Annotated in this window: 19 protein-coding genes and 1 pseudogene; 15 read left to right on the top strand and 5 right to left on the bottom strand. The window is 73.4% G+C overall.

Annotation, left to right across the window (positions count from 1 at the left end):
- The first annotated feature begins 126 nt into the window (after window positions 1-126).
- The 5 genes from AMIR_RS22615 (at window position 127) to AMIR_RS40520 (ending at window position 8,066) form a co-directional block, all read left to right on the top strand.
- Window positions 127-4,593 carry a DUF6531 domain-containing protein gene (locus tag AMIR_RS22615; RefSeq protein ID WP_015803273.1) on the top strand — a complete coding sequence of 1,489 codons (4,467 nt, stop codon included), beginning with the start codon at window positions 127-129 and terminating at the stop codon, window positions 4,591-4,593.
- Window positions 4,556-5,035 carry a hypothetical protein gene (locus AMIR_RS22610; RefSeq protein ID WP_015803272.1) on the top strand — a complete coding sequence of 160 codons (480 nt, stop codon included), beginning with the start codon at window positions 4,556-4,558 and terminating at the stop codon, window positions 5,033-5,035. The genes AMIR_RS22615 and AMIR_RS22610 overlap by 38 nt, the downstream gene beginning before the upstream one ends.
- A complete protein-coding gene (locus AMIR_RS22605) occupies window positions 5,022-5,375 on the top strand; it encodes a hypothetical protein (RefSeq protein WP_015803271.1) in 354 nt (117 codons plus the stop codon). Before AMIR_RS22610 ends, AMIR_RS22605 begins: the two co-directional genes overlap by 14 nt.
- 416 nt (window positions 5,376-5,791) lie before the next feature.
- Entirely contained in the window at window positions 5,792-7,663 is a 1,872-nt protein-coding gene (locus tag AMIR_RS36055) for an NACHT domain-containing protein (protein WP_049796932.1), read from the top strand.
- A complete protein-coding gene (locus tag AMIR_RS40520; RefSeq protein ID WP_187313437.1) occupies window positions 7,551-8,066 on the top strand; it encodes a hypothetical protein in 516 nt (171 codons plus the stop codon). The genes AMIR_RS36055 and AMIR_RS40520 overlap by 113 nt, the downstream gene beginning before the upstream one ends.
- Before the next feature lie 298 nt (window positions 8,067-8,364).
- Here the strand turns inward: AMIR_RS40520 and AMIR_RS22590 are convergent, their stop codons facing one another.
- Window positions 8,365-8,739, bottom strand: coding sequence for a hypothetical protein (locus AMIR_RS22590; RefSeq protein ID WP_015803269.1), 375 nt, complete (start codon window positions 8,737-8,739; stop codon window positions 8,365-8,367).
- 109 nt (window positions 8,740-8,848) lie between these two features.
- Window positions 8,849-10,204: a condensation domain-containing protein gene (locus AMIR_RS22585; RefSeq protein WP_015803268.1), complete on the bottom strand. Its 1,356-nt coding sequence runs from the start codon at window positions 10,202-10,204 to the stop codon at window positions 8,849-8,851.
- 276 nt (window positions 10,205-10,480) lie between these two features.
- Here AMIR_RS22585 and AMIR_RS22580 point away from each other — a divergent pair, with 276 nt between their 5' ends.
- Genes AMIR_RS22580 through AMIR_RS22560 form a run of 5 tightly spaced genes read left to right on the top strand, consistent with a single transcriptional unit; the run spans window position 10,481 to window position 15,275 of the window.
- Complete coding sequence (locus AMIR_RS22580; protein WP_015803267.1) at window positions 10,481-11,656, top strand: radical SAM protein; 1,176 nt, start codon at window positions 10,481-10,483, stop codon at window positions 11,654-11,656.
- Window positions 11,657-11,658: 2 nt separating this feature from the next.
- Window positions 11,659-11,955 (top strand): acyl carrier protein, encoded by a 297-nt coding sequence (locus tag AMIR_RS22575; protein ID WP_015803266.1) that lies wholly within the window; start codon window positions 11,659-11,661, stop codon window positions 11,953-11,955.
- Window positions 11,952-13,211, top strand: a complete 1,260-nt coding sequence (locus tag AMIR_RS40515; RefSeq protein WP_015803265.1) for an ATP-grasp domain-containing protein — start codon at window positions 11,952-11,954, stop codon at window positions 13,209-13,211. Before AMIR_RS22575 ends, AMIR_RS40515 begins: the two co-directional genes overlap by 4 nt.
- Entirely contained in the window at window positions 13,201-14,196 is a 996-nt protein-coding gene (locus AMIR_RS22565; protein WP_015803264.1) for a Gfo/Idh/MocA family protein, read from the top strand. The genes AMIR_RS40515 and AMIR_RS22565 overlap by 11 nt, the downstream gene beginning before the upstream one ends.
- Window positions 14,193-15,275, top strand: coding sequence for a glycosyltransferase family protein (locus AMIR_RS22560; RefSeq protein WP_015803263.1), 1,083 nt, complete (start codon window positions 14,193-14,195; stop codon window positions 15,273-15,275). The genes AMIR_RS22565 and AMIR_RS22560 overlap by 4 nt, the downstream gene beginning before the upstream one ends.
- 46 nt (window positions 15,276-15,321) lie before the next feature.
- On the opposite strand, the gene AMIR_RS22555 is transcribed toward AMIR_RS22560, so the two are convergent.
- From AMIR_RS22555 to AMIR_RS22545, 3 genes are all read right to left on the bottom strand, one after another.
- Window positions 15,322-16,323: a phosphotransferase family protein gene (locus tag AMIR_RS22555; protein WP_015803262.1), complete on the bottom strand. Its 1,002-nt coding sequence runs from the start codon at window positions 16,321-16,323 to the stop codon at window positions 15,322-15,324.
- Window positions 16,324-16,348: 25 nt separating this feature from the next.
- Complete coding sequence (locus AMIR_RS22550; RefSeq protein ID WP_015803261.1) at window positions 16,349-17,002, bottom strand: helix-turn-helix transcriptional regulator; 654 nt, start codon at window positions 17,000-17,002, stop codon at window positions 16,349-16,351.
- 319 nt (window positions 17,003-17,321) lie between these two features.
- The gene (locus tag AMIR_RS22545) at window positions 17,322-17,714 is read right to left on the bottom strand and encodes a hypothetical protein (RefSeq protein WP_041838186.1); all 393 of its coding nucleotides are present in this window, start codon (window positions 17,712-17,714) and stop codon (window positions 17,322-17,324) included.
- 263 nt (window positions 17,715-17,977) lie between these two features.
- Between AMIR_RS22545 and AMIR_RS22540 the strand changes: the two genes are divergently transcribed.
- From AMIR_RS22540 to AMIR_RS42200, 5 genes and pseudogenes are all read left to right on the top strand, one after another.
- A complete protein-coding gene (locus AMIR_RS22540; RefSeq protein ID WP_015803259.1) occupies window positions 17,978-18,412 on the top strand; it encodes a hypothetical protein in 435 nt (144 codons plus the stop codon).
- Between the two features lie 159 nt (window positions 18,413-18,571).
- On the top strand, window positions 18,572-19,426 hold the full coding sequence (locus tag AMIR_RS22535) for a maleylpyruvate isomerase family mycothiol-dependent enzyme (RefSeq protein ID WP_049796929.1): 855 nt from the start codon (window positions 18,572-18,574) through the stop codon (window positions 19,424-19,426).
- Window positions 19,427-19,531: 105 nt separating this feature from the next.
- Complete coding sequence (locus AMIR_RS22530; RefSeq protein WP_015803257.1) at window positions 19,532-19,840, top strand: type VII secretion target; 309 nt, start codon at window positions 19,532-19,534, stop codon at window positions 19,838-19,840.
- On the top strand, window positions 19,837-20,526 hold the full coding sequence (locus AMIR_RS36045; protein WP_015803256.1) for a WXG100 family type VII secretion target: 690 nt from the start codon (window positions 19,837-19,839) through the stop codon (window positions 20,524-20,526). The genes AMIR_RS22530 and AMIR_RS36045 overlap by 4 nt, the downstream gene beginning before the upstream one ends.
- Window positions 20,441-20,965: pseudogene (locus AMIR_RS42200) on the top strand (DUF6531 domain-containing protein); the annotation flags it as partial. The gene AMIR_RS36045 and the pseudogene AMIR_RS42200, both read left to right, overlap by 86 nt.
- Window positions 20,966-21,231: the final 266 nt, after the last annotated feature.

Raw genomic sequence — 21,231 nt, 5'->3', positions numbered from 1 at the left:
TCCTGTGGTGGGAACCGGGGGCTGGGTGGGTGCGTCGGGGTGGTGGGATGGTGTCCGCGACCTTGGCCGGGGGGATGAGTCGTGCCTGATGATCTGGTGGCGGCGCCGCAGGATGACACTTCTGCGGTGACCGGGATCGGGATCGCTGAGTCCTCGGTTGACCTGGCCAACGGGATCGCTGACGGGAACTGGGTCGAGGCCGGGCTCGGGGGTGCTGGGGTCGGGCTGGAAGTGCTGTCGATGGTGATCGACCCGGTGGGGACGGTCGCGTCGTACGGCGTTGGGTGGCTGATGGAGCACGTGCAGCCGCTCAAGGAGGCCTTGGACTGGTTGGCGGGGGATCCGCCGGTGATCCGCTCGTTCAGCGAGACCTGGGGCAACGTCGCGGCCGAGGTCAAAGGGGTTGCCGAGGAGTTGGGGCGGCAGGACGCCGCTGGGTGGGAGGGGGCGGCTGCCCAGGCGTTTCGGAGGGCCAACGCCGAGACTGTCGACGCCATCGCCGGGGCTGGGGTGCTGGCCGAGGGGATCGGCGTTGGCGTGATGGTCATGGGGGAGGTGGTTGCCGCCGTCCGCGAGCTGGTGCGGGATCTGGTCGCGGAGTTGGTGGGGCGGCTGATCTCCTGGGCGTTGGAGGCCGTGGCGACCTTGGGGTTGGCCACGCCGGTGATCGTGGCGCAGGCGGCCACCGCGATCTCGCGGATGTGCTCGCGGATCGCGGATCTGGTGCGCAAGCTGGTGAAGACGATCTCGAACGTGGCGCCGCGCATCCGGGCCGTGGTCGACAAGCTCGGTGAGATCATGCAGAAGCTCGGCAGGATCGGGCGGCGGGCGGATGTTCCTGGGGGGCCGGATGCGCCCAGCGTGCCGAACGCCCCTGCGCCTGACGGGGTCACCGGGCCGTCGGGGACCACGACGCCGTCGGGCAGCACGACGCCGTCGGGCAGCACGACGCCGTCGGGGACCACGACGCCTTCGGGGACCACGACGCCTTCGGGCAGCACGACGCCGTCGGGGACCACCACGCCGTCGGGAACCACCGCCCCTTCCGGCGACGCGGCTCCCAGCGGTGCCACATCCCCGTCCAGCAGCCCGGACACCCCGGCAGGCGGTCAGGGCTCCGGGGCCTCCAGCAGCCGCGCCGAACCCGAGCCCAAGCCCGACGGCCCCCCGACGCCGGACGACCCCGAAGCCGCCTCCTGCTCCGCGGACCGGCCCTTCTGCGCCGACGACCCCATCGACGTCGCCACCGGGGACGTCGTGCTCTCGCAGACCGACGTCGTCCTCCCCGGCCTCCTCCCGCTCCTCCTCACCCGCCACCACCAGTCCCGCTACCGCTCCGGCGCCCTCTTCGGGCCCTCCTGGTCCTCCACCCTCGACCAGCACGTCTCGGTCAGCGCCTCGCACGTCTGGCTCGCCACCGAGGACGGCAGGCTGCTGCGGTACGCCAAACCTGCCGGGGACGAGTCGGTCCTGCCGGACTTCGGGCCGCGGCTCGCGCTGCGCCGGCACGGGGACGGGTACCTGGTCGACGACCCCCGGCGTGGCACCACCGCCGAGTTCCGCCCCGTCGGCGACGAGCGGGGCGCGCGTTCCCGGTTGCCGCTGACGGCCGTGCGGCGGCACGCGGGCGGGGAGCTGGTGGTCGAGCACGACGGAGCCGGGCTTCCCACCAGGGTGCGCCACTCCGGCGGCTACGAGGTCGCCGTGGACACGGACGGCGGGCGGGTCACCGGACTGCGGCTCACCTCCGCGGCGCGGGCGATCACCCTGACGCGCTACGGGTACGACGAGACCGGGCAGCTGGCCGAGGTGGTCAACTCCTCCGGCCTGCCGCTGCGGTTCACGCACGACGCCGACGGGCGGCTCACCTCGTGGACCGACCGCAACGGCGTCTGGTACCGCTACGTCTACGACGACCGCGGCCGGGCCGTCACCACCATCGGGTCCTCCGGCGCCCTCAACGGCACCTTCCGCTACGAGGAGCGCCGCACCACCCACACCGACACCCTCGGCAACGCCACCACCTACGACCTCGACGAGCGCGGTCGGGTCGTCCGCGAGACCAACCCGCTCGGGGCGGTCACCGGCCGCGAGTGGGGGGAGCGGGAGCAGCTGCTCGCCGTCACCGACCCGCTCGGGCGCACCACCCGCTACGAGCACGACGACGACGGCAACGTCACCACCGTCACCCGCCCGGACGGCAGCACCCTCACCGCCGCCTACACGACCGGCGGGCGCGACACCCGCGTCACCGACCCGGCGGGCGGGACCTGGCTGCGCGACCACGACGCGCTCGGCAACCTGGTCGCCGAGACCGACCCCACCGGCGCCACCACCCGCTTCGCCTACGACGAGCGCGGCCACCTCGCCGCCACCACCGACCCGCTCGGCGCGGTCACCCGCTACCGCACCGACGCCGCGGGCCTGATCACCGAGCTGACCGACCCCCTCGGCGCCACCACCCGCTTCGAGCGCGACGCCTTCGGCCGCGTCGTCGCCGAGACCGACCCGCTCGGCGGCGTCACCCGCACCACCTGGACCGTCGAGGGGCGGATCACCTCGCGGACTCGGCCCGCCGGCGGCGTGGAGCGGTGGGCGTACGACGGCGAGGGCAACGTCGTCGAGCACGTCGACGAGGTCGGCCAGGTCACCCGGACCCGCTACACCCACTTCGACCTGCCCGCCGCCCGCACCGCGCCCGACGGCGCCACCACCACCTACGCCTACGACACCGAGCTGCGCCTGACCGAGGTCGTCGGGCCGCACGGGCTGGCGTGGCGGTTCGAGCGCGACGCGGCGGGCGAGGTGGTGCGCGAGACCGACTTCGACGGGCGCGTCACCCGCTACGCCTACGACGCCGCCGGAAGGCTCGCCGCCCGCGTCAACGGGCTCGGCGAGACGATCTCCTACGACCGCGACGTGCACGGCGGCATCGTCGCCAAGCACACCCCGAGCGGCACGTCCGCGTTCGACCGGGACCCGTGCGGGCGCGTCGTGCGCGCGGCCGGGCCCGACGTCGAGGTGCTCTTCGAGCGCGACGCCAGGGGCCGGGTCCTCGCCGAGACCTGCGACGGCCGCACCACCCGCTCCGAGTACGACGCGGCGGGCAGGCGGGTGCGCCGGACCACGGCGGGCGGCGTCGCCACCGGCTGGGACTACGACGCGGCGGGCAACCCGGTGGCGCTGCGCGCGGACGGCGGCACGATCACCTTCCGGCACGACGCGCTCGGCAGGCAGGTGCGCCGCGAGCTGGGGCGCCTGAGCGTGCTGCGGTCCTACTCGCCGGACAGCAGGCTCACCGACCAGCTCGTCACCGCGGGCGGCCCGGTGGACCGGCGCGGGTGGCGCTACCGGCCGGACGGCAACGTCGACGGGGTGCTCGACCCGTCGGGCGGCCGGGCGCTCGCCCTGGACCGGCGCGGGCGGGTGCTGTCGGTGCGCGGGCCCGGCTGGGACGAGCGCTACGAGTACGACGCGGTCGGCAACATCACCGACGCGTCGCCCTCGGGGCCCGACGACCCGACCGCCGGGCCGCGCGCGCACGAGGCGAACCGGTTGCGCGCGGCGGGCCGCACCACCTACGACCACGACGCGCAGGGCCGCGTCGTGCGCCGCCGGACCCGCACCCTGTCCGGCTCGGTGCTGGTCTGGACCTTCGGCTGGGACGCGGAGGACCGGCTCACCTCCGCGTCGACCCCCGACGGCGGCACGTGGCGCTACCGCTACGACCCGATGGGCAGGCGCGTGGCCAAGCAGCGCCTCGACGCGCGGGGCTGCCCCGTCGAGCGCCTGGACTTCACCTGGGACGGCACGCTCCTGGCCGAGCACACCGGCGCCGACGGGAGCGGCAGCACCTGGGAGTACGAGCCGGGCACCACCACCCCGGTCGCCCAGCTCGACCGGGTCGGGCTCGACCGGCGGTTCTACGCCGTCGTCGCCGACCTCGTCGGCTCGCCGACCGAGCTGGTCGACGCGGACGGCGAGGTCGCCTGGCGGCGCACCGCCACCCTGTGGGGCCGCACGCTCGCCCAGTCCGGCCCGGCGACGTGCCCGCTGCGGTTCCCCGGCCAGTACCACGACGGCGAGACCGGCTGGCACTACAACCACCTGCGCCACTACGACCCGGACACCGGCCGCTACGCCTCGCAGGACCCGCTGGGCCTGATCCCGTCGATCAACCCCGGCGCGTACGTGCCCAACCCGATCCGGTTCGTGGACCCGCTGGGCCTGCAGGGCTGCGGCGTCAGCGGCGACGAGGCCAGGCAGCAGGCGCTGGCCGACGCGGGCGTGCCGCCCGGCTCCGAACCGCTGGAGACCAGGGTGACGCCGTCCACCACGCCGGGCGGCAGGCAGGTCATGCAGGACCACCAGCCGGTGTTCTTCCCGGAGGAGGTGTACCTCAACAACCGGGACGAGCTGATCGTCTTCCAGGACCACTACACCGGCCACCAGTTCGGCGAGGGCGGGGTCGGGGACCAGCCGCCGCACGTGCACGTCCGCCCCTACGACAACCCCCGCAACGGGCAGGTCCCCGGAGCCGAGGAGCATTACTACTATGACCCCAGCCTGGGCCGACCGACTCCTGCCGGCTGACGCCGCGCTCCTGGCCCGCTGCTTCCCCGGCGGGCGCGCCGGGTTCAGCGGGTCGCTGCTGCGCTCGGTGCGCCTGGACCGGGTCGGGCCCGCGTGCTCGCTGCGGCTGGACCTGCCGGGCGGCGGGCCGGGGACCACGCAGGCGCACCTGGGGATGCTCGCGGTCGCGGACGTCGAGCTGACCGGCGGCGCGCTGCCGCAGCGGGTCGACGTGGAGATCACCGACCTGCCGGGGCGCCGGGTCTCGGTCGTCGTCGCGGGCGGGGCGCTGCGGTTGTCGTTGACGTGCGCCGAGGTGCTGCGCTTCGGGCGGGTCAGCGACCACGACACCCCGCCCGGCGCGGTGGACGACGGGCCGCACCGGTTCGTCGGCAAGCTGGACCAGCGGCTGCACCGTGTGGTGCCGGGACCGGAGGACGAGAACTACCATGCCCGCTTCTGACGAGCTCCCCGGCGACTTCCCCGGCGACCTCGACGCGCTGCACTGGGACGAGCGCGGCGACGCGGTCACGGCGACCTTCGAGGCCGAGCTGGACGAGGCCGGGCGTGCGGCCTGGGGGGCGGACGCGGCGCACACCGGGGTGCGCTACCACGTGCGCTTCACCGGGGTGGCCGACCTGCGCGCGGCGGGCTGGGACCACCGGCTTCCGCTGCGGCTCACGGTGGTCGCGGACGGCGGGCGGGTCGGGGTCGAGGTGAGCGGCGTCGGCACGGACGTGCGCTTCACCTCGGCCCCGCCCGAGCACGTCGGCCACCGGACGTTCACGGCCGCCGCGCCCTGACCGGCCGCGCTGCTGCCGGGCCCGTGGCGGTCGCAGCAACGACACGGTCACCCGGACATGCCCTCGGCACGCTCTTGCGTTCAAAGTGGATAAAACGGAACTCCTGGTAAGACGGGTGCCCGGGGGTCGTCACGCAACTCGGTGACTGACCGGCTGGGCTGAGGTGGCGGTGCAGGGGATCTCAGCGTTCCGGCCGGAGTGGATGGCGCCCTCCGCCGGGTGCATCGTCGTCCTGCCGTTTGTCCTGGACCCGGTGCGGCACCGCCGGACCGATCAGGTGGCGATCCACAAGACGGGTTAGGTGACACCCTCAGCCTCCATCTACTCGATCGGGTGAATCGGGCCAAAGCGGCAACGGCCGCTTGGTGGTCAGCGACCCTGTGGAGGTGAGTCGATTACGCGTCTGGGCGTTCTGGGTGTTCGGCATCGCCACCGTGGTCGCGGTGGCGGGACTGGTGTGGTTCTTGCTCACCCTAAAGGATGTGCAGCTCAGCGCGCTGAACTCCATCGCGGGGGTGACCAGCCTGGCGATCGGGGTCATCTCCCTGGTGGTCGCCGTGGCGAGCCTCGTGGTGGCGATCAGGGCGGGCCGGCCGCCGAGTTCCCCGGACCAGGCTCGGGACCAGCTCCGCCACGCGGTCCTGCGGCAGTGGGACCGGGAGATCGGCATCCGCAAGCTCCGCACCCCTCGGCCGCTGAGGCTGACCTGGGCCCCCTCGCCCAGGAGGAACGTGTCAGCCAGGGTGGTCGGTGCGCCAGCACCCTCGGGCGGGCTGGCGCTGCGTGCTGGGGAGAGGCCCACGACGGAGCTGATGCGGCAGTTCCGGGATCTGCCATCTCGGCGACTGGTGGTGCTGGGGCAAACGGGCGCAGGCAAGTCGGTGCTGGCGATGCTGCTCACGGCCGACCTGCTGACCGAGCCGCAGGACGGCGACCCGGTGCCAGTCCTGCTGCCGATCGCGGGCTGGAACCCGGCCGAGGAGCTCGGGACCTGGCTCGCCCGGCGGGTGCACGAGGAGTACCCCAACGTCATCAGCGCCGCAGGCGCGAAGGAGTTGGTGGGCGCGAACAAGGTCATGGCGGTGCTGGACGGGTTGGACGAGATGCCCGAGGCGCTGATGCCTTCGGCGCTGGGTGCGATCGACGCGGCGAGCGAGGGCCTGTGGATCGTGCTGACCTGCCGAGGCGTCGAGTACGAGAGGCTGACCACCGAGCACGCGCCGCTCAGCCGGGCCGTCGTTGTGGAGATCAAGCCGATCGCCCCCGACGACGCCGGGGTCTACCTGCGTGACAACGAGACCCAGGGCGATCCGCGCTGGCTTCCCGTCGTCAACCACATGCACACCGACAACGGCAAAAATCTCGCTGAGGCCTTCACCACGCCACTGGTGCTCTTCCTGGCCCGGAACGCCTATTGCGCGCCGACCTCCCGGCCTACCGACCTGATCACCATCGCCGACCAAGGCACGGCGGCGGTGACGAACCACGTGCTGGCCGAGTTCATCCCCGCGGTCTACGCCAGGACCGAGGCGGGCCAGCGCCCTTGCAAGGCGGAGAAGGCCGAACGGTGGCTGCGCACCCTGGCAAACCACCTCGCCGACCACCGCACCGATGGCGTCAACCTCAACTGGTGGCAACTCGACCGCGCCGTCCCGGCCCGACTGGTGGGTCTGCTCATCGCCGCAGTGATCGTGCTCGTCGGGACGTTCGGGGTGTTCAGCCTGGTTCTGCTCACCTCCGGTCGCCCCGACAAGGCCCTCGCGGGCGCGCTCGGGCTCTCCCTGCTGGCCGCCGCGCTCGCCGGACCCGCTGCGGGCCGGGCGGCCTTGGGCGTGCCGAACCGGCGGATCGCGGTGGCAGTGGTGGCAGCCGCGCTGCGGGACGGATCCACAGGAGCGCTCGTGTACTGCTCGTTCATCCTCCTCGCAGGCGGTTACCGGAATTTGGGGGACCTGAGCTACCTGGCCGCTCTGTCACAACCCGCAGTGGCAATCATGCTGCTCGGTACCGCGATCGGCGTGGTCACCAATGGCTTGGCGATGACCCGCTCCCCTGTCCCCACACAGCCATCGCTGAGCGGGCGCGCCCTCGCCACGGGAGCACTGTCCGGAATGGGCATGGCAGCGCTGGTAGGACTGCCCGTAGCCGCCGCAGCAGGTGCGATCGCCGAGATCGGTGGTCTTCGGCGATGCGATCACGCTGACGCTGGTCACGGTCACCATCGCGATCGCGGGCGGTGTCACCATGTGGTTCGCCTCGGACTTGGGCGGCCAACGCGACGCACTTGACATCGGCATCGCGGGGAGCTTTTTGCTAGCCGTCGTGGTGGCGGTGGGCACCGGCGCGCCGTGGGTCCGCTTCCGCTCGGCGCAGACCCTGCTGGCACTGCGCGGTCGACTGCCGTGGCGGATGATCCGCTTCTTGGGGGATGCCCACAGCCGCGAGGTCCTGCGCCAGTCCGGCGGCTCTTACCAGTTCCGCCACGACCTCGTCCAGGCGCACCTCACCACAGCCCGTCCCCGGTCCCGGCCGCCACGCAGCGGGCGGATCCGACGTGCGGTCCACACCACCATCGCGATTCTCCTGCTGGCTGTCACCGCAGCGACGATCACCGTGCCGCCGCTGCGAAAGGCTGTGGAGACCCGGACTTCCCAGCGCGCCGTCGTGGATCTCCAGGTACGAGTCGACTAGGGAACCGACCCTCGTGCCGAAGTCAGGCCCGCCTCGTCCCTCCAGCAGAAGGGGGAGGGGCGCGGGGCGCATCTGATGACGAGAGTCGAGTCGTCGAACTCGTCGGCGACGAGCTGACATGCCCCCGGATCGCTGCGGCCTTCGGCGCGCGCCGGGCTTCCTGCGCAGTACGAGACCCTCCCGCTGAGCGTACTCCCCAACGACCTCGCCAGTTCGCGGAGACGGTGCGGTTCGGGACCCGCCACCCGCCGAAACGTCCCGGCCCGGACGTCTCCACAGGCGGCGGGTCTGACCCGCGTCAGTAGTGCGCGGAGATGGTGAAGGACTTCATCGTCGTCGCCCCAGGGCAGTAGGCCATCGCCGGACTGCCGAACCTGGTCGCGCCGCTGGTGTGCACGCTGCCGTCGCTGCACGTCACGCTGACCTCGAAGCCCGTCGCGGCGCCGCCGCCCACCTGGTGGCAGTCGACCCACACGGTCGAGTTGTGGCCGGGGGAGTACTTCCAGACGCACGCGACCGACGACGCCTTCACCTCGCCGCTGGCCGGTTTGAGCGGGGGCGCCGCGATGGTCGTCAGCTCCCGCTCGACCGCCGCCGCGCTGCCCGCTCCCGCCCCGGCCAGCGCCAGGACCGCGAGCCCCGTCATCGTCGCCCTGCCCATGGTTCTCAGCACTGAGTCCTCGTCTCCCTAGGTCCCGCACGGGTGAGTGGGAGGAAGGATCACCCCTGGTCGTGGTGCTGCGGAACAACCGGCACTCGATCAGAGCAGCGCTTCCGCAGCGTCAGGTCACCGGGGCCGAATCCCGTTGGGGCGCAGCGGTATCACGGGGGCGGGACGGTGATCCGGTACGGGGCGCGCGTTCGGCGAGCGGTTCCCGCAGCCTGGCCGCGAAGTCGGCGAACAGGTCGCGGACCGCGGGCTCGGCCAGGTCCCGCCGGTCGTAGGTGACGGTGGCGCACACCGAGCCCGAGGACCTGCGGTGCAGGCGGAACATCAGGCCCACGTCGCCGGTCGGGCCGGCTTGCGTCCTCGCCAGGACGCGGGCGGTCGCCGGGCCGTACGCGAAGCTGTCCTCCAGGCCGGAGTACGGCAGGTACTGGAAGACGCACAGTCCCACCGGTTCGGTCTCCACCGCGCGGATCACGTCCGGGTGCAGGCGCAGGACGTCGAAACCGGGGACGTGGGCGCGGGCGTACGCGGCCCCGACCGCCTCGCGCACCACGGGGGTCATGCTCGACCAGGTCGCGCCCTCCGGGACCCGCACGCGCAGCACCGACGGGTGCAGGAACGGGCCGATCAGGGTGCGGACGTCCGGGTGGGCGCGCTGCTCGAACACGGTGTTCACCAGGACGTCCCGCGTGGTCGAGCGGTCCGCGGCGGCCAGGCAGAAGGCGGTGAACAGGGTGCCGAACACGGTCGTCCTGCGGCGGAGCGCCCACTTCTCCAGCGCTGCGGCCTCCCGCTCGTCCAGCACGTCCAGGCGCAGGACGCCCGAGCTGGGCGGGGTGGAGCGGTCCCGGCCCGTGGACAGGTCCAGGGGGCGGGCGCCGTCCACGGTGGCGCGCCAGTGGTCGCGGTCCGCGTCCAGGGTGGGGGCGGTGATCGCGGCCCGCCGCGCCGAGTACGGGCCGTACTGGAGGGGCGGGGGCGGGAGGGGGTCGCCCGCCAGGCGGGCGGTGTACAGGGCGCCCAGCTCGGCCACGGCCAGCACCAGCGACGGGGGATCGGTGTGGACGTGGTGGAAGACCAGGTTGACCAGGTGCGAGCCGTCGTCCAGGGCGACGACCTGGCCGCGCACCAGGGGAGGGCGGTCGATCGGGACCGGTTCGCGGGACCAAGCGTCCACGCAGGACTGGGCTTCGGACGCCGCCGCTCCGGTGCGGTGCAGGCGCGCGGTGCGGTGCGGGTGGACCCGCTGCGCCCACTCCGCGCCGTCCGGTTCCAGGGTGGTGCGCAGGACGTCGTTGCGCGCCACCAGGTCGTCGTACGCGGCGTCCAGGAGGTCCACGTCCAGCCCGCCGGTGACCAGCGCCGAGATGGACATCGTCATGTGCGGCCCCGTCGAGCCGCTGGGGATGGTCTCGTCGTTGGTCATGATCGTGTGCTGGAACGGGGACGCGGGCCAGGTTCTCGGCATGGGCCATCCGTTCGTGGAAAAGGGGGTCGGCGGCGGAAACGTACACACTCGCGGCGGCGCGGAAAATACTCCACAAGCCGCTGGAGGTGCTGCTGCGAACGGGCCACGTGGTGGCGCTGAGCTGCGCGAACCCCTGTCCCGCCGCGGAGGGGAAGATTCGGAACTCTTGCTTATCGCAGGAACGCCGGGTGTTTCCTTGCCAGGGGTGCGGTGCTGCTGCTTCGCTTTGCGGGCGGGAATATTCCTCGCCAGAGGCCTGCGTCGTGAGGAGCTGTCGTGCACCCCAGAACCGCCCGAACGCTCAACCAGAAGGAGTTCCACGACCTCCGGCGCACGGTGGCCATCCGCGCCGAGACCCGGCGCAACGTCGAGGTCGACGCGACCTACGCGACACCGCTGCCCAGGGAGGTCAGCCTCCAGCTGACCTACAAGTGCAACCTGCGGTGCAACCACTGCTACCAGTGGAACGACCAGGGGTTCTTCCACGACTTCAGCAAGGTCAAGCAGCGCACCGAGCTGGACCTGGACATCGTCGACGACGTGCTGCGGACGACCGACGACACCCGCGCCAAGGTGTTCCTGTGGGGCGGGGAACCGCTGATGCACAGCCGGTTCGGCGAGATCGCGAAGCTGCTGGCGCGCACGCCCCGCACGGTCAACCTGTGCACCAACGCGCTGCTGATCAAGCGGAACCTGGAGCACCTGCTGACCATCGGGCCGGGGCTCAACGTGCTGGTCAGCCTGGACGGGCTCGGGGCCGACCACGAGGCGCTGCGCGGCAAGGGGACCTTCCCGCGCACCATCGACAACGTGCGGCTGCTGCTGGACCTGCAGAAGAGCGGCGAGTACCAGGGCGAGGTCTCGCTGTCCTGCATGGTCAGCAACGAGACCGTGGGCTCCATGCGCGAGTTCATGGAGTGGGCCGAGGAGCTGGGCGTCAACTCGGTCTACTTCCAGTTCCCGTGGTTCATCAGCCCGGAAGTGGCCTCGGCGATGGACGACATGTACGCGGAGAACTTCGCCTGGCTCAACCCGCCCGCGCCGGGGACCACGCCCACCTGGCACTCGTACACCTACCGGATCGAGCCGGGGTTGATCGGCGCCCTGCGGCGGTCCATGGCGGAGCTGGCCGAGCGGACCTGGAACGTGCGCATCCGGTACCAGCCGCAGCTGGAGCCCGACGAGGTCGAGGACTTCGTGCTGGGCGCCTCGCGGCCCGCGCAGAAGCGCAACCGGTGCCTGGCGGTGTCGAACCGGCTGGAGGTGCACGCCGACGGCAAGGTCAGCTCGTGCAAGTTCTTCCCCGAGTTCGTCATCGGCGACCTGCACGAGAGCGGCGTCGCGCAGGTGTGGCAGGGCGAGGCGTTCCGCAGGGTCCGGACGGTCCTGCGCGGCACCAGCCTCATGCCCGTGTGCTCCAAGTGCATCCTCCTCTACCTGAACGGGGTCTGACGGTGACCGGTGTTCACGTGAGCGGCGGCGCGCGGGTCGACGAGGGCGCGATCGCGCTGCGGATCAAGGAGGTGCTCGCCGGGGTGCTCGGGGCGCCCGAGCTGGTCGAGCGCATCACCGACGCGACGAACGTCGTGCAGGACCTGGGGATCAACTCCATCCAGATGATCAACTTCCTGCTGGCGCTGGAGGACGCGTTCGACGTCGAGCTGGAGTTCGAGGAGCTGAGCTTCGAGCAGCTGGAGTCGCTGCCGGAGATCCGGCGGTTCGTCGTGGCCGCGATGCCGGACTCGCCGTGACCGCTGCGCGGGTGCTGAGGCTGGGCGCGTTCGACGTCGAGCGGCGGTGGCGGCCGGACGGGCTCGCCGCGCTGCCGGAGATCGCCGACCGGGGCGCGGACGTGGTTGCCTCGGCCATGGACGAGCTGCTCGCGGTGGCCTGCGGGCCGGGGGACGTGCTGGTCACCGGCGCCCCTGCTCCCGTTGCGTGGCAAGAGGTCCTGGCGGGCGCGGGGATCGGGTTCGAGCACCGGGTCGCCCCGTGCGGGGTGGGCGGGACCGTCGAGGAACGGCTGGTGGCGCGCCCGCCCGCCGACCTGGGCGGGCTCGGGTTCGAGCCCTACGCCGTGCTGCCCGAGAGCGCCGGAGTTGTTGGCGCGCTGGGGCTCCGGGCCGAGCTGCCGGACTGGCGGGTGGTGCGTGCGGTGTCGTCCAAGTCCTGGTCCAACGCGCTGGTGCGCGACCTCGGGCTCGCGGGCGCCGGGGTCGTGGTCGACTCGGTGGCCGCGCTGGAGGCGGAGGTCCAGGCGCTGGACGGGGCGCCCGCCCTGCTCAAGGACCCCTTCGGGGTGTCGGGGCGCGGGACGCTGGCGGTCACCTCGCCGCTCGTGCTGCGCTCGGTGGTCCGGGTGCTGGGCAAGCAGGTCCGGCGCGGGCTGGACGTGGAAGTGCTGGTGCAGCGGCGGTTCGACCCGGTGGCGGACTTCTCCGCGCAGTTCTCGGTGCGGCCCGGCGGGGAGGTGGACTGGCTGGGGGCGCGGCTGATCGAGAACACCGGCTTCGCCTACGCCGGGTCCCGGCCGGTGCCGCCCCGGCTGGCGGAGCGGTTGGCTGCGTTGGGGTACGAGGAGGTCATGGCCGACGTGGGGGCCGCGCTGGCCGGCGCCGGGTACCACGGGCCGGTGTGCGTGGACTCGATGCTGCTGCGCGACGGGACCCTCGTGCCGGTGCTGGAGATCAACCCCCGGACGTCCATGGGCTTGATCAGCGTGCTGGCCGGGCGTCGGCTCGCCGCCGACCCGGAGCGGGCGCGGTTGGTCGTGCGGCCGGTGCGCGGCGGGTGCGGGTTCGACCGGCTGGTGTCGTTGCTGCGCGCCGACGGAATCCTGCTGGAGGCGGGTGGGGCCGGGGTGCTGCCGCTGGCCTCCGGGACCCTGGCCTCCTCCAGGGGGCGGCTGTACTGCGCGGTGGTGGCCCACGACGAGGACGGGCACCGGGCGTTCGACGCGGCGCTGGACGTGGTGCTGGACGCCTGGCAGGTGGACCGTGCCTCGTGAGCTGGGGTTGATCGGGGCCACCGGGATCGCGGTGCGGGCCGTGCTCGACCCGGCGCGGCGGCGCGAGGACGTCCGGGTCAGGGCGGTCGCGGCGTCGACGCCCGAGCGCGCCGAGACCTTCCGCGCCGAGCACGGGCTGCCGGTCGCGCACGCCGACTACCGGGCGCTGGTGCGGGACGAGGGGATCGACACCGTCTACGTGTCGCTGCACAACAGCGCGCACGCGCACTGGGCCGCCGAGGCGGCCAGGGCGGGCAAGCACGTGGTCGTGGAGAAACCGCTGTGCCTGGGCCGCCGCGAGGCGCACGCGCTGCGCCGGGCCGCCGGGGACGCGGGGGTGCACGTGGTGGAGGCGGTGATCACCGCCGGGCACCCGTGGCAGGCCGCCGTGCGCGAGCTGGTCGCCTCGCGGGAGCTGGGGGAGCTGAGCGGGATCTCCTCGCACATCGCGTTCGACCTGCCGCCGGGGGGCGGGTACCGGTTCCGGCCCGAGCTGGGCGGGGGCGCGTTCCACGACACGGCCAGCTACTGGCTCGACGCGGTGCAGGCCGTCGTCGGGCTGGGCGGCGCGACCGCGTCCGGGCACTCGGAGTTCTCCGGGCCGAACGGGGTGGACCTGGAGTTCGACGCGGTGCTGCGGTTGCCCTCCGGGGTGCGGGCGGAGCTGCGGGCCTCGCTGGTGGGGCCGTACCGGGCCGACCACGAGTTCCGGTTCACCGGCGGGAAGGCGCGGCTGCGCAACTTCCTGCGCCCGGCCGCCGGGCCGTTCCCGGTGAACCTGGTCCTCCAGCGGGACGGGGGAGCGCGCGAGGTGCGGTCGTTCCCGGCGGTGTCCTACTACGACGCGCAGCTCGACCGGATCATGGCGCTGCTGGAGCGGCCCGCGCGCGCGGACGACGCGGTGGTCGAGCGGGTCGTGGTGCTGGAGAGCGCTTACCTGAACGCGCTGGAGCGGTGCGCCCGGATCGGGAGGGGAGAGGCGTGAGCATCGCCGTGCTGACGTCCGGGGTCGCGCTGGGCGTGCACGTCCCCGGACTGCTGCTGGCCCGCAGGCTCGCCGAGCTCGGCGTGGCGGCGCGGGTGGACGTGCTGGAGAACCACCTGCCCGAGCGGACGCGCGAGCTGATCCCGGCGTCGAAGGTGGCGTTCCACCGGGACTTCCGGGTCGCGCTCGCCGGTCAGCGGCTCGCCGCGCGCAACACCACCGAGCCCGACGAGGAGCTGGTGGCGGGGTTGTGGCGCGAGTGGGAGCGGGACGGGGTCGAGCTGCTGGTGGTGCTGTCGGGGTTCTGGCTGCCGACCGCGCACCGGTACGCCCTGGCGCACGACGGGGTCCGGGTGCGCTCGTGCCACGTCGACTCGGTCGCCTCGCCCTCGTTCACCTCGGCCTCCGGCGCGGGACGGGGGAGCTGGGCCGAGCACGAGGACGTGTGGCTGCTGGAGCGCGCCGGGAGCGCGGTGGCGCGGACCATCCCGGTCAGCCGGGAGGAACCGGCGCCGTGGGGCGACCGGGACGGGCGGGTGCTCGCGCACGGCGGCGGCTGGGGCATGGGCACCTACCGGACCGGGGCCGCCGAGCTGGGCGCGGCCGGGTTCGCGCTGGACGTCGTGGCCTACGAGCGGTCCGAGGTGCCCGAGGAGCAGGGGCGGAACCGGTATTTCATGATCGACCCGGACTGGCACCCGTGGCACGACACCGGGTTCCCGCCGTTCGGTCGGGTCCGGGACGGCGAGGTGGGGTACCGGCGGCGCGCGGAGCACCACGACGGGTTCGACCTGACCCGGCGGGCGATCGCGGTGGTCAGCAAACCCGGCGGTGGCACGCTGATGGACTCGCTGTCGGCGGCGACGCCGGTCGTGCTGCTGGAGCCGTTCGGCGCGCACGAGGCGCGCAACGCCGAGCTGTGGCGCGATTTGGGATTCGGGATCGGGTACCGGGAGTGGGTGGACGGCGGGCGCCGGGTCGCGGTGCTGGAAGCCCTGCACCGCAACCTGGTGGCCGCGCGCGGGCGCGTTCTGTCCTATCCGGACGAACTCGCCCTGAAGTGGCCCGAGGGGCGGTGACCGAGGGGGCGGTGCCCCGGAGGGCGGTGACCCGGAGGGCGGTGGCTCACGGGGCCGCGTGGCGCAGGGCCTTGCGGTAGCGCGAGCGGAAGAGCGCTTGCGCGGCAGCGGACTTGACGCCCTTGTGGCCCCTGGGCGCCGCCTCCACGATCATGATCAGGTACAGGTACGCCTGGTACAGCGCGATCCTGCGGCGGGTGGTGGCGGTCAGCTCGGCCGGGCCGCCCGCCTCGCGGTAGCCGTCCAGCAGCGGGTCGTCGTCGGACAGCTCGCCGAGCAGGGCCAGCGACACGAAGTCCGCGCACGGGTCGCCCCAGAACGCGCGCTCCAGGTCGATCAGGCCGGACAGGCTCCGGTCGCCCTCGTCGCCGGTGAGCATCACGTTGCCGTTCCACAGGTCGAAGTGCACCAGCACCGGCTCGTCGACCTCCTCCAGCAGGGCGCGGCCCGCCACCGCCAGGTCGTGCAGCGCGGTGGGCCTGCCGGGCGGGGTGACGCCGAAGCGGCGGGCGTCGGCGAGCAGCCCGTCGACCATGGCGGTGAACGCCTCGTACCAGGTGCCGCCGTGCAGGCCGGTCGACCGCTCGGGGTAGCCGAAGGCGGTGCCGCGCACCGCGTGCAGCCCGGCGACGGCCCGGCCCAGCTCGCGGCGCAGCCGGGCACGCTCGGCCTGGCCGAGCGTGCCCGACAACTGCTGCCAGGTGTCGCCCTCGACCACCGAGGTGATCAGGAAGTCGCCGCCGACGCCCGCGCTGCCGTGACCGGCGTGGTGCAGCACCGGGACCGGGGCGGTGGCCGCGGCGGCCCGCAGGACGGTGGCCTCGGTGCGGGCGATGCGGCGCTCGTAGGTCAGCAGCGGCAGGTCGTCCGGCGGGGCGGCTTTCAGGACGACCGGGCCCGCCGGGTCGACGTCGAGCAGCCAGACGGCGTTGAACGTGCCGTCCGCCAGCTCCCTGGACGAGGTGATCGTGGCCCGCGGGCCGAACGCCTCGGTCACCGCGGCCCGCAGCTGGTCGTCGGACAGCGATCGCTTGGTGGTGCTTCGCACTGGTGCTTCTCCTCTGGTGCCGCGCTCACTTCACGAAGGCGGGTTCCACCTTGGGGGGCCAGTCGGCCGGGCTCAGCACGCCGAGGGAGTAGGCGCGCGAGATGAGCGCGGTCCGGTTGGGGGCCTTGAGCTTGCGCAGCAGCGTGCCCAGGTGGTACTCGACGCCCTGGCGGGTCAGGAAGAGCGTGGTGGCCAGCTGCGCGGTGCTCTCCCCGGCGGCCACGCCCTCCAGGATGCGGGCGTGCACGTCGCTGAGCGGGGCCGCCGCGTCCCCGCGCGGTTCCGAAGAGCGGCGCAACAGCACCAGCAGCGCGGAGACGGCCCGGCCGCGTCCGGGGACGGCGATCGCGGTCATGGCGGCGGGCGCGGTGCTGCCGTCCGGGCGCACGGCCGCGACCCGCTCGGCGAAGCTGCCCCGCTCGCCGGTCGTCAGGCAGGCCAGGCCGCGCTCCAGCGCGGGGCGCAGCACCGGGTGCAGGAGGTCGGTGAAGTCGCGGCCCCGGATCTGGCTCAGCGGGCGGTCCAGGAGGGCGAGCAGGTCGGTGTTGGCCTCCACGATCCGCCCGCGCGGGTCGAGCCGGGCGATGCCCAGGCCCGAGCGCTCGAACACCGAGCGGTAGAGGGAGCCGTCGACCGGTTCGTGAGAGCGCTCTCCCCGGTGGTCGTGACACTGGCGCATCAATACCCCTAACCATCGGAACGGCGGCGAGGCGACCTGCTTGCGGGACCGCGAGCGATAGCGATCATAGGAACCGCGCTCGCGCGGGGGCAATGCGCGTCCGGTCGGCGGTGAACGACTGTGCGGCGTGCCGAACGGGAGGCTCGCGGGCGTCCTCGGCGTCCGTTCGGGGCAGTCCGGGAGGCCGGGGCGTGATTCGCCGCTCGTGATTCACCGGGGAATTCCGGATCGGGCGTCGGGGCCAATTCCGGGAAAAGGGGAGGAAAGGGGAACCGGGTGGCGCCCGCCGCGCACCGGGCGGCGGGCGTCCGGCGCGCGGTCAGAACTGGTCGGCCGCGGTCAGCTCGTGCTCGAAGGCGTCCGCGCGCTCGACCAGCAGGCCCAGCGGCGTCGCGAAGTCGGCCACCACGCCCTGCTCGCCGAGCACGACGGTGTGCTTGAGCAGCGCCACCCCGTCCACGACGCCCGCGCCGCCGACGGGCGCGGCGCCCGCCAGCTCCAGGAAGCGGGTCTGGTCGATCCTGTCGGCCCAGCCGACCGGTGAGGACAGCACCAGCCAGGTCGAACCGTCCTCCTGCGGCACGCGCTGCGCCGAGACCTGCTGGGTGCGGGTGTCGGAGACCTCGACGCGGAAGCGCAGCCAGGTGTCGGACTCCTCCAGCACCTCGGACCGCGTTCGGACGTAGTTGATCACATCGGTCCAGGTGGTCACGCTCATCTGCCCTTCGCCATCAGGGGACAACAGGGGCAGCATCTCACGTCCACCAGGGGCGACGGGCGGGAACACCGCACACCGGCGGGTCGGGGCGCGCGGACGGGCCGCCGGGGCCGCCGCTCGCGGACGGTAGTGCTCTCCCACCTGGGGGACGGCGGGAAATACCCGCCGGGTGAAGGTGGCCGCGGTGAATCCTCGCGGGGGTTTCCCGGAGCTACGCTCGACCGGCTTTTGCCGGAAACCGAGGGAAAGGGTCCACCATGAGGAAGTTCGCCGCCGCGCTGCTGTCCGCGGTCTGCCTGCTCGCGGGTTTCGCCGGAACCGCGTCCGCGACACCGGCGTCGGCCAGATCGCACTTCTACTCCGTGCCGTCGCTGCCGTGGGCGAAGGTCGTCGACCGGTGCATCGGCGGCGCCGAGTGCGGCGGGACCGAGAACCGGCTGTACTTCACCCTGGAGCGGCCCGCCTACCTGTCGCGGCTGGAGGTGCGGGCGAACGACGACGTCGCCCAGCGCCACAACGCGGTGCTGCGCGTGTACGTGGACGGCGACCTGGCGGGTCAGCAGGACGTCAAGCAGGCGGGCAGCACGCTGAGCTACCCGCTGTACCGGTTCGGCGGTCAGGTCGTGCTGGAGTCGGTCTCCACCGACGGCGGGACCGAGGAGACCCAGGTCGGCGGGGTGCGGCTGCGCTGAGCGGCTTCGGGGTCCAGCAGCCATCCCCGGCCCGCCTGAGACCCCTGTGACCTGCGCTTTTCCGCTCTCCCCGCCCCACCGGCCGCGCTCGCGGCCCTTGTGCTCCCCGTAGCCCGCTGCTTGCCTGGGCCCCTGATCGCCACAGCGAGCGGGAGGCCGGTGGACGTGCTGCTGGAGGAGACCGGGGACCGGTGGCCCGCGCTGCGCGCCGCGCTGTCCGACACCACCGACCGCTTCGCGCGCCTGATCGCCTCCGCGCCCCCGCCCACCCGGTCCGCGATCGGCGGGTGGAGCGCCGACGAGGCCGCCGCGCACACCGCGATCGTGTCCGGCATGAACGCCGAGATGGTGGCGGGGCGCGATCCGTTCGACGACCCCGACCTGGCGCGCGCCAGCCGGGAGATGACCCTGGCCGACCTCGCGGCGGTGAACGCGCGGGCGTTGCGGCGGTACCCGGCCCGCGACCCCGAGGCGCTGGGGGCGCACCTGCGCGAGCACGTCGACCTGCTGCTGGAGCGCAGCGCCGACCTCGACCCGGACGAGCCCCGGCCGTGGCTGGGCGGGGCCAGGCTGCCGGTGTCGACGCTCCTGGCCCACCAGCTCAACGAGCTGCTGCTGCACGGGTTCGACGTCGCGCGCGCCACCGGGGCGCGGTGGGACGTGCCCGAGGACGAGGCGGCGCTGGCGTTCGACCTGTTCCTGATGCGCCTGCTCGGCGCCGGGGCGGACACCCGGCACCTGCTGTCCCGGTCGGGGGGCGGGCGCGAGCTGCGCGTGGAGCTGCGGTCGGCGCGGACCACGCCGGTGATGGTGGTCAGCGGGGAGCGGAAGCTGGAGGTCGTGCGGCCGGACGGGAGCGCGGACACGGTGGTCCGGTTCACGCCGTCGGTGTTCATGCTGGCCCTGTTCCGGCGGATCGGGCTCGCGGGCGCGCTGGTGTCCGGGACGATCACCGCGTCGCGGCCGAGGCCGTGGGTGGCCCTGGCGTACTTCCGGCGGACCCGGACGCCCTGAGCCCTGGTTTCACCCGTTCGGGGAGCGGGTGGGGGGAACCGTTCGGGTCCGCGTCGCGTCGTGGTCATGGGATGGTGGGCGACCACAGCGATCTGGGGGTGAGCCGTGCCCAGTGGGTACGAGGTGCTGACGGGTGAGATCGCGGCGCTGGCGGGCCGCGTCGACGGCTTGGCCGAGCGGCTCAACGGGGCGGTGGACGCGGCCCGCACCGTGACGATGGACGACTCGGCGTACGGGGTGATCTGCCAGCCGTTCGCGGCGCTGCTCCAGCCGTTCGAGGAGATGGGCGTGAACGCGCTGGCCAAGGCGGTCGAGGCGGTGGCGGAGAACGCCACGACGCTGCGCGAGACGTCGCGGGAGTACGACGACCGGGAGAGCGCGCAGTCCGCGGACTTCGACGGCATGGGGCGGTGAGCGACAACCCGCTGGTAGCCGCACCCCGGAGCGACACGACGGCGGTGACCGGGATCGGGATCGCCGAGTCGTCGGTGGACCTGGCGAACGGGATCGCGGACGGGAACTGGGTCGAGGCCGGGCTCGGGCTGGAAGTGCTGTCGATGGTGATCGACCCGGTGGGGACGGTCGCCTCGTACGGCGTTGGGTGGCTGATGGAGCACGTGCAGCCGCTCAAGGAGGCCCTGGACTGGTTGGCGGGGGATCCGCCGGTGATCCGCTCGTTCAGCGAGACCTGGGGCAACGTCGCGGCCGAGGTGAGGGCGGTGGCCGAGGAGCTGGGCGGGCAGGACGCGCCGGGTTGGGAGGGCGCCGCGGCCCAGGCGTTCCGGGGTGCGAACGCCGAGACGGCCGACACGATCGCCGGGGCGGGGGTGCTCGCGGAGGGCGTGGGCATCGGCGTGATGGTTGGGCCTGGCCACGCCGGTGATCGTCGCGCAGGCCACCACGGCCATCTCGCGGATGTGCTCGCGGATCGCGGACCTGGTGCGCAAGCTGGTCAGGACGATCTCGAACGTCGCGCCGCGCATCCGCTCGGTGATCGACAAGCTGGGCGAGATCATGCAGAAGCTCGGCCGACTCGGCCGCCGCGCCGACACCCCCGGCAGTCCGGACGCCCCGAGTGTGCCGAGCGCCCACGCGCCTGACGGGGGCACCAGTCCGTCCGGCGCGTCTAGTCCGTCCGGCACCACAACGCCTTCCAGCACCACGACGCCGTCCGGCACCACGACGCCGTCCGGCACCACGACGCCCTCGGGCACCACCACCTCGTCCGGCACCACCCCGGACGCCTCCTCGGCCACCACTCCTTCCGGGGGCTCCACCCCGAACAGCCGCACGGGCAACCCCGCCGACGCCTCGGACAGCCCGAGCAGGCCCGCCGACCCCGACAGCACCAGGACTCCTGAGTGCGACCGGGTCTGCGAGAACGACCCCGTCGACGTGGCCAGCGGTGACGTCGTCCTCGGCCAGGTCGACGTCGAGCTGGCAGGCGTCCTCCCGCTCGTGCTGCGCCGCACCCACGTCTCCTCCTACCGCTCCGGCACCGTGCTCGGCCGCACCTGGGCGAGCACCCTCGGCCAGCGGTTGGAGGTCGACGGCCGGGGGCTGGTGCTCGTCGCCGACGACGGCATGGTCCTGGTCTACCCCCGCCCGACCGGGACGGCCGAGGCGCTGCCCGAGGTCGGCCCCCGCTGGCCGCTCGTCCGCGAGGGCGACGGGTACACCGTCCGCCGCAGGGACAACGGTTGGGCGCTGAACTTCGCGGGTGGTGGCCGGACGCTCCCGCTCACCGCCGTCACGGACCGGGGCGGCCACCACCGGATCGACTTCGACCGCGACGCGGACGGCCT

The organism is Actinosynnema mirum DSM 43827, from assembly GCF_000023245.1.
GTDB classification, from domain to species: domain Bacteria; phylum Actinomycetota; class Actinomycetes; order Mycobacteriales; family Pseudonocardiaceae; genus Actinosynnema; species Actinosynnema mirum.
This window is presented reverse-complemented; position numbering and strand designations above follow the sequence as displayed.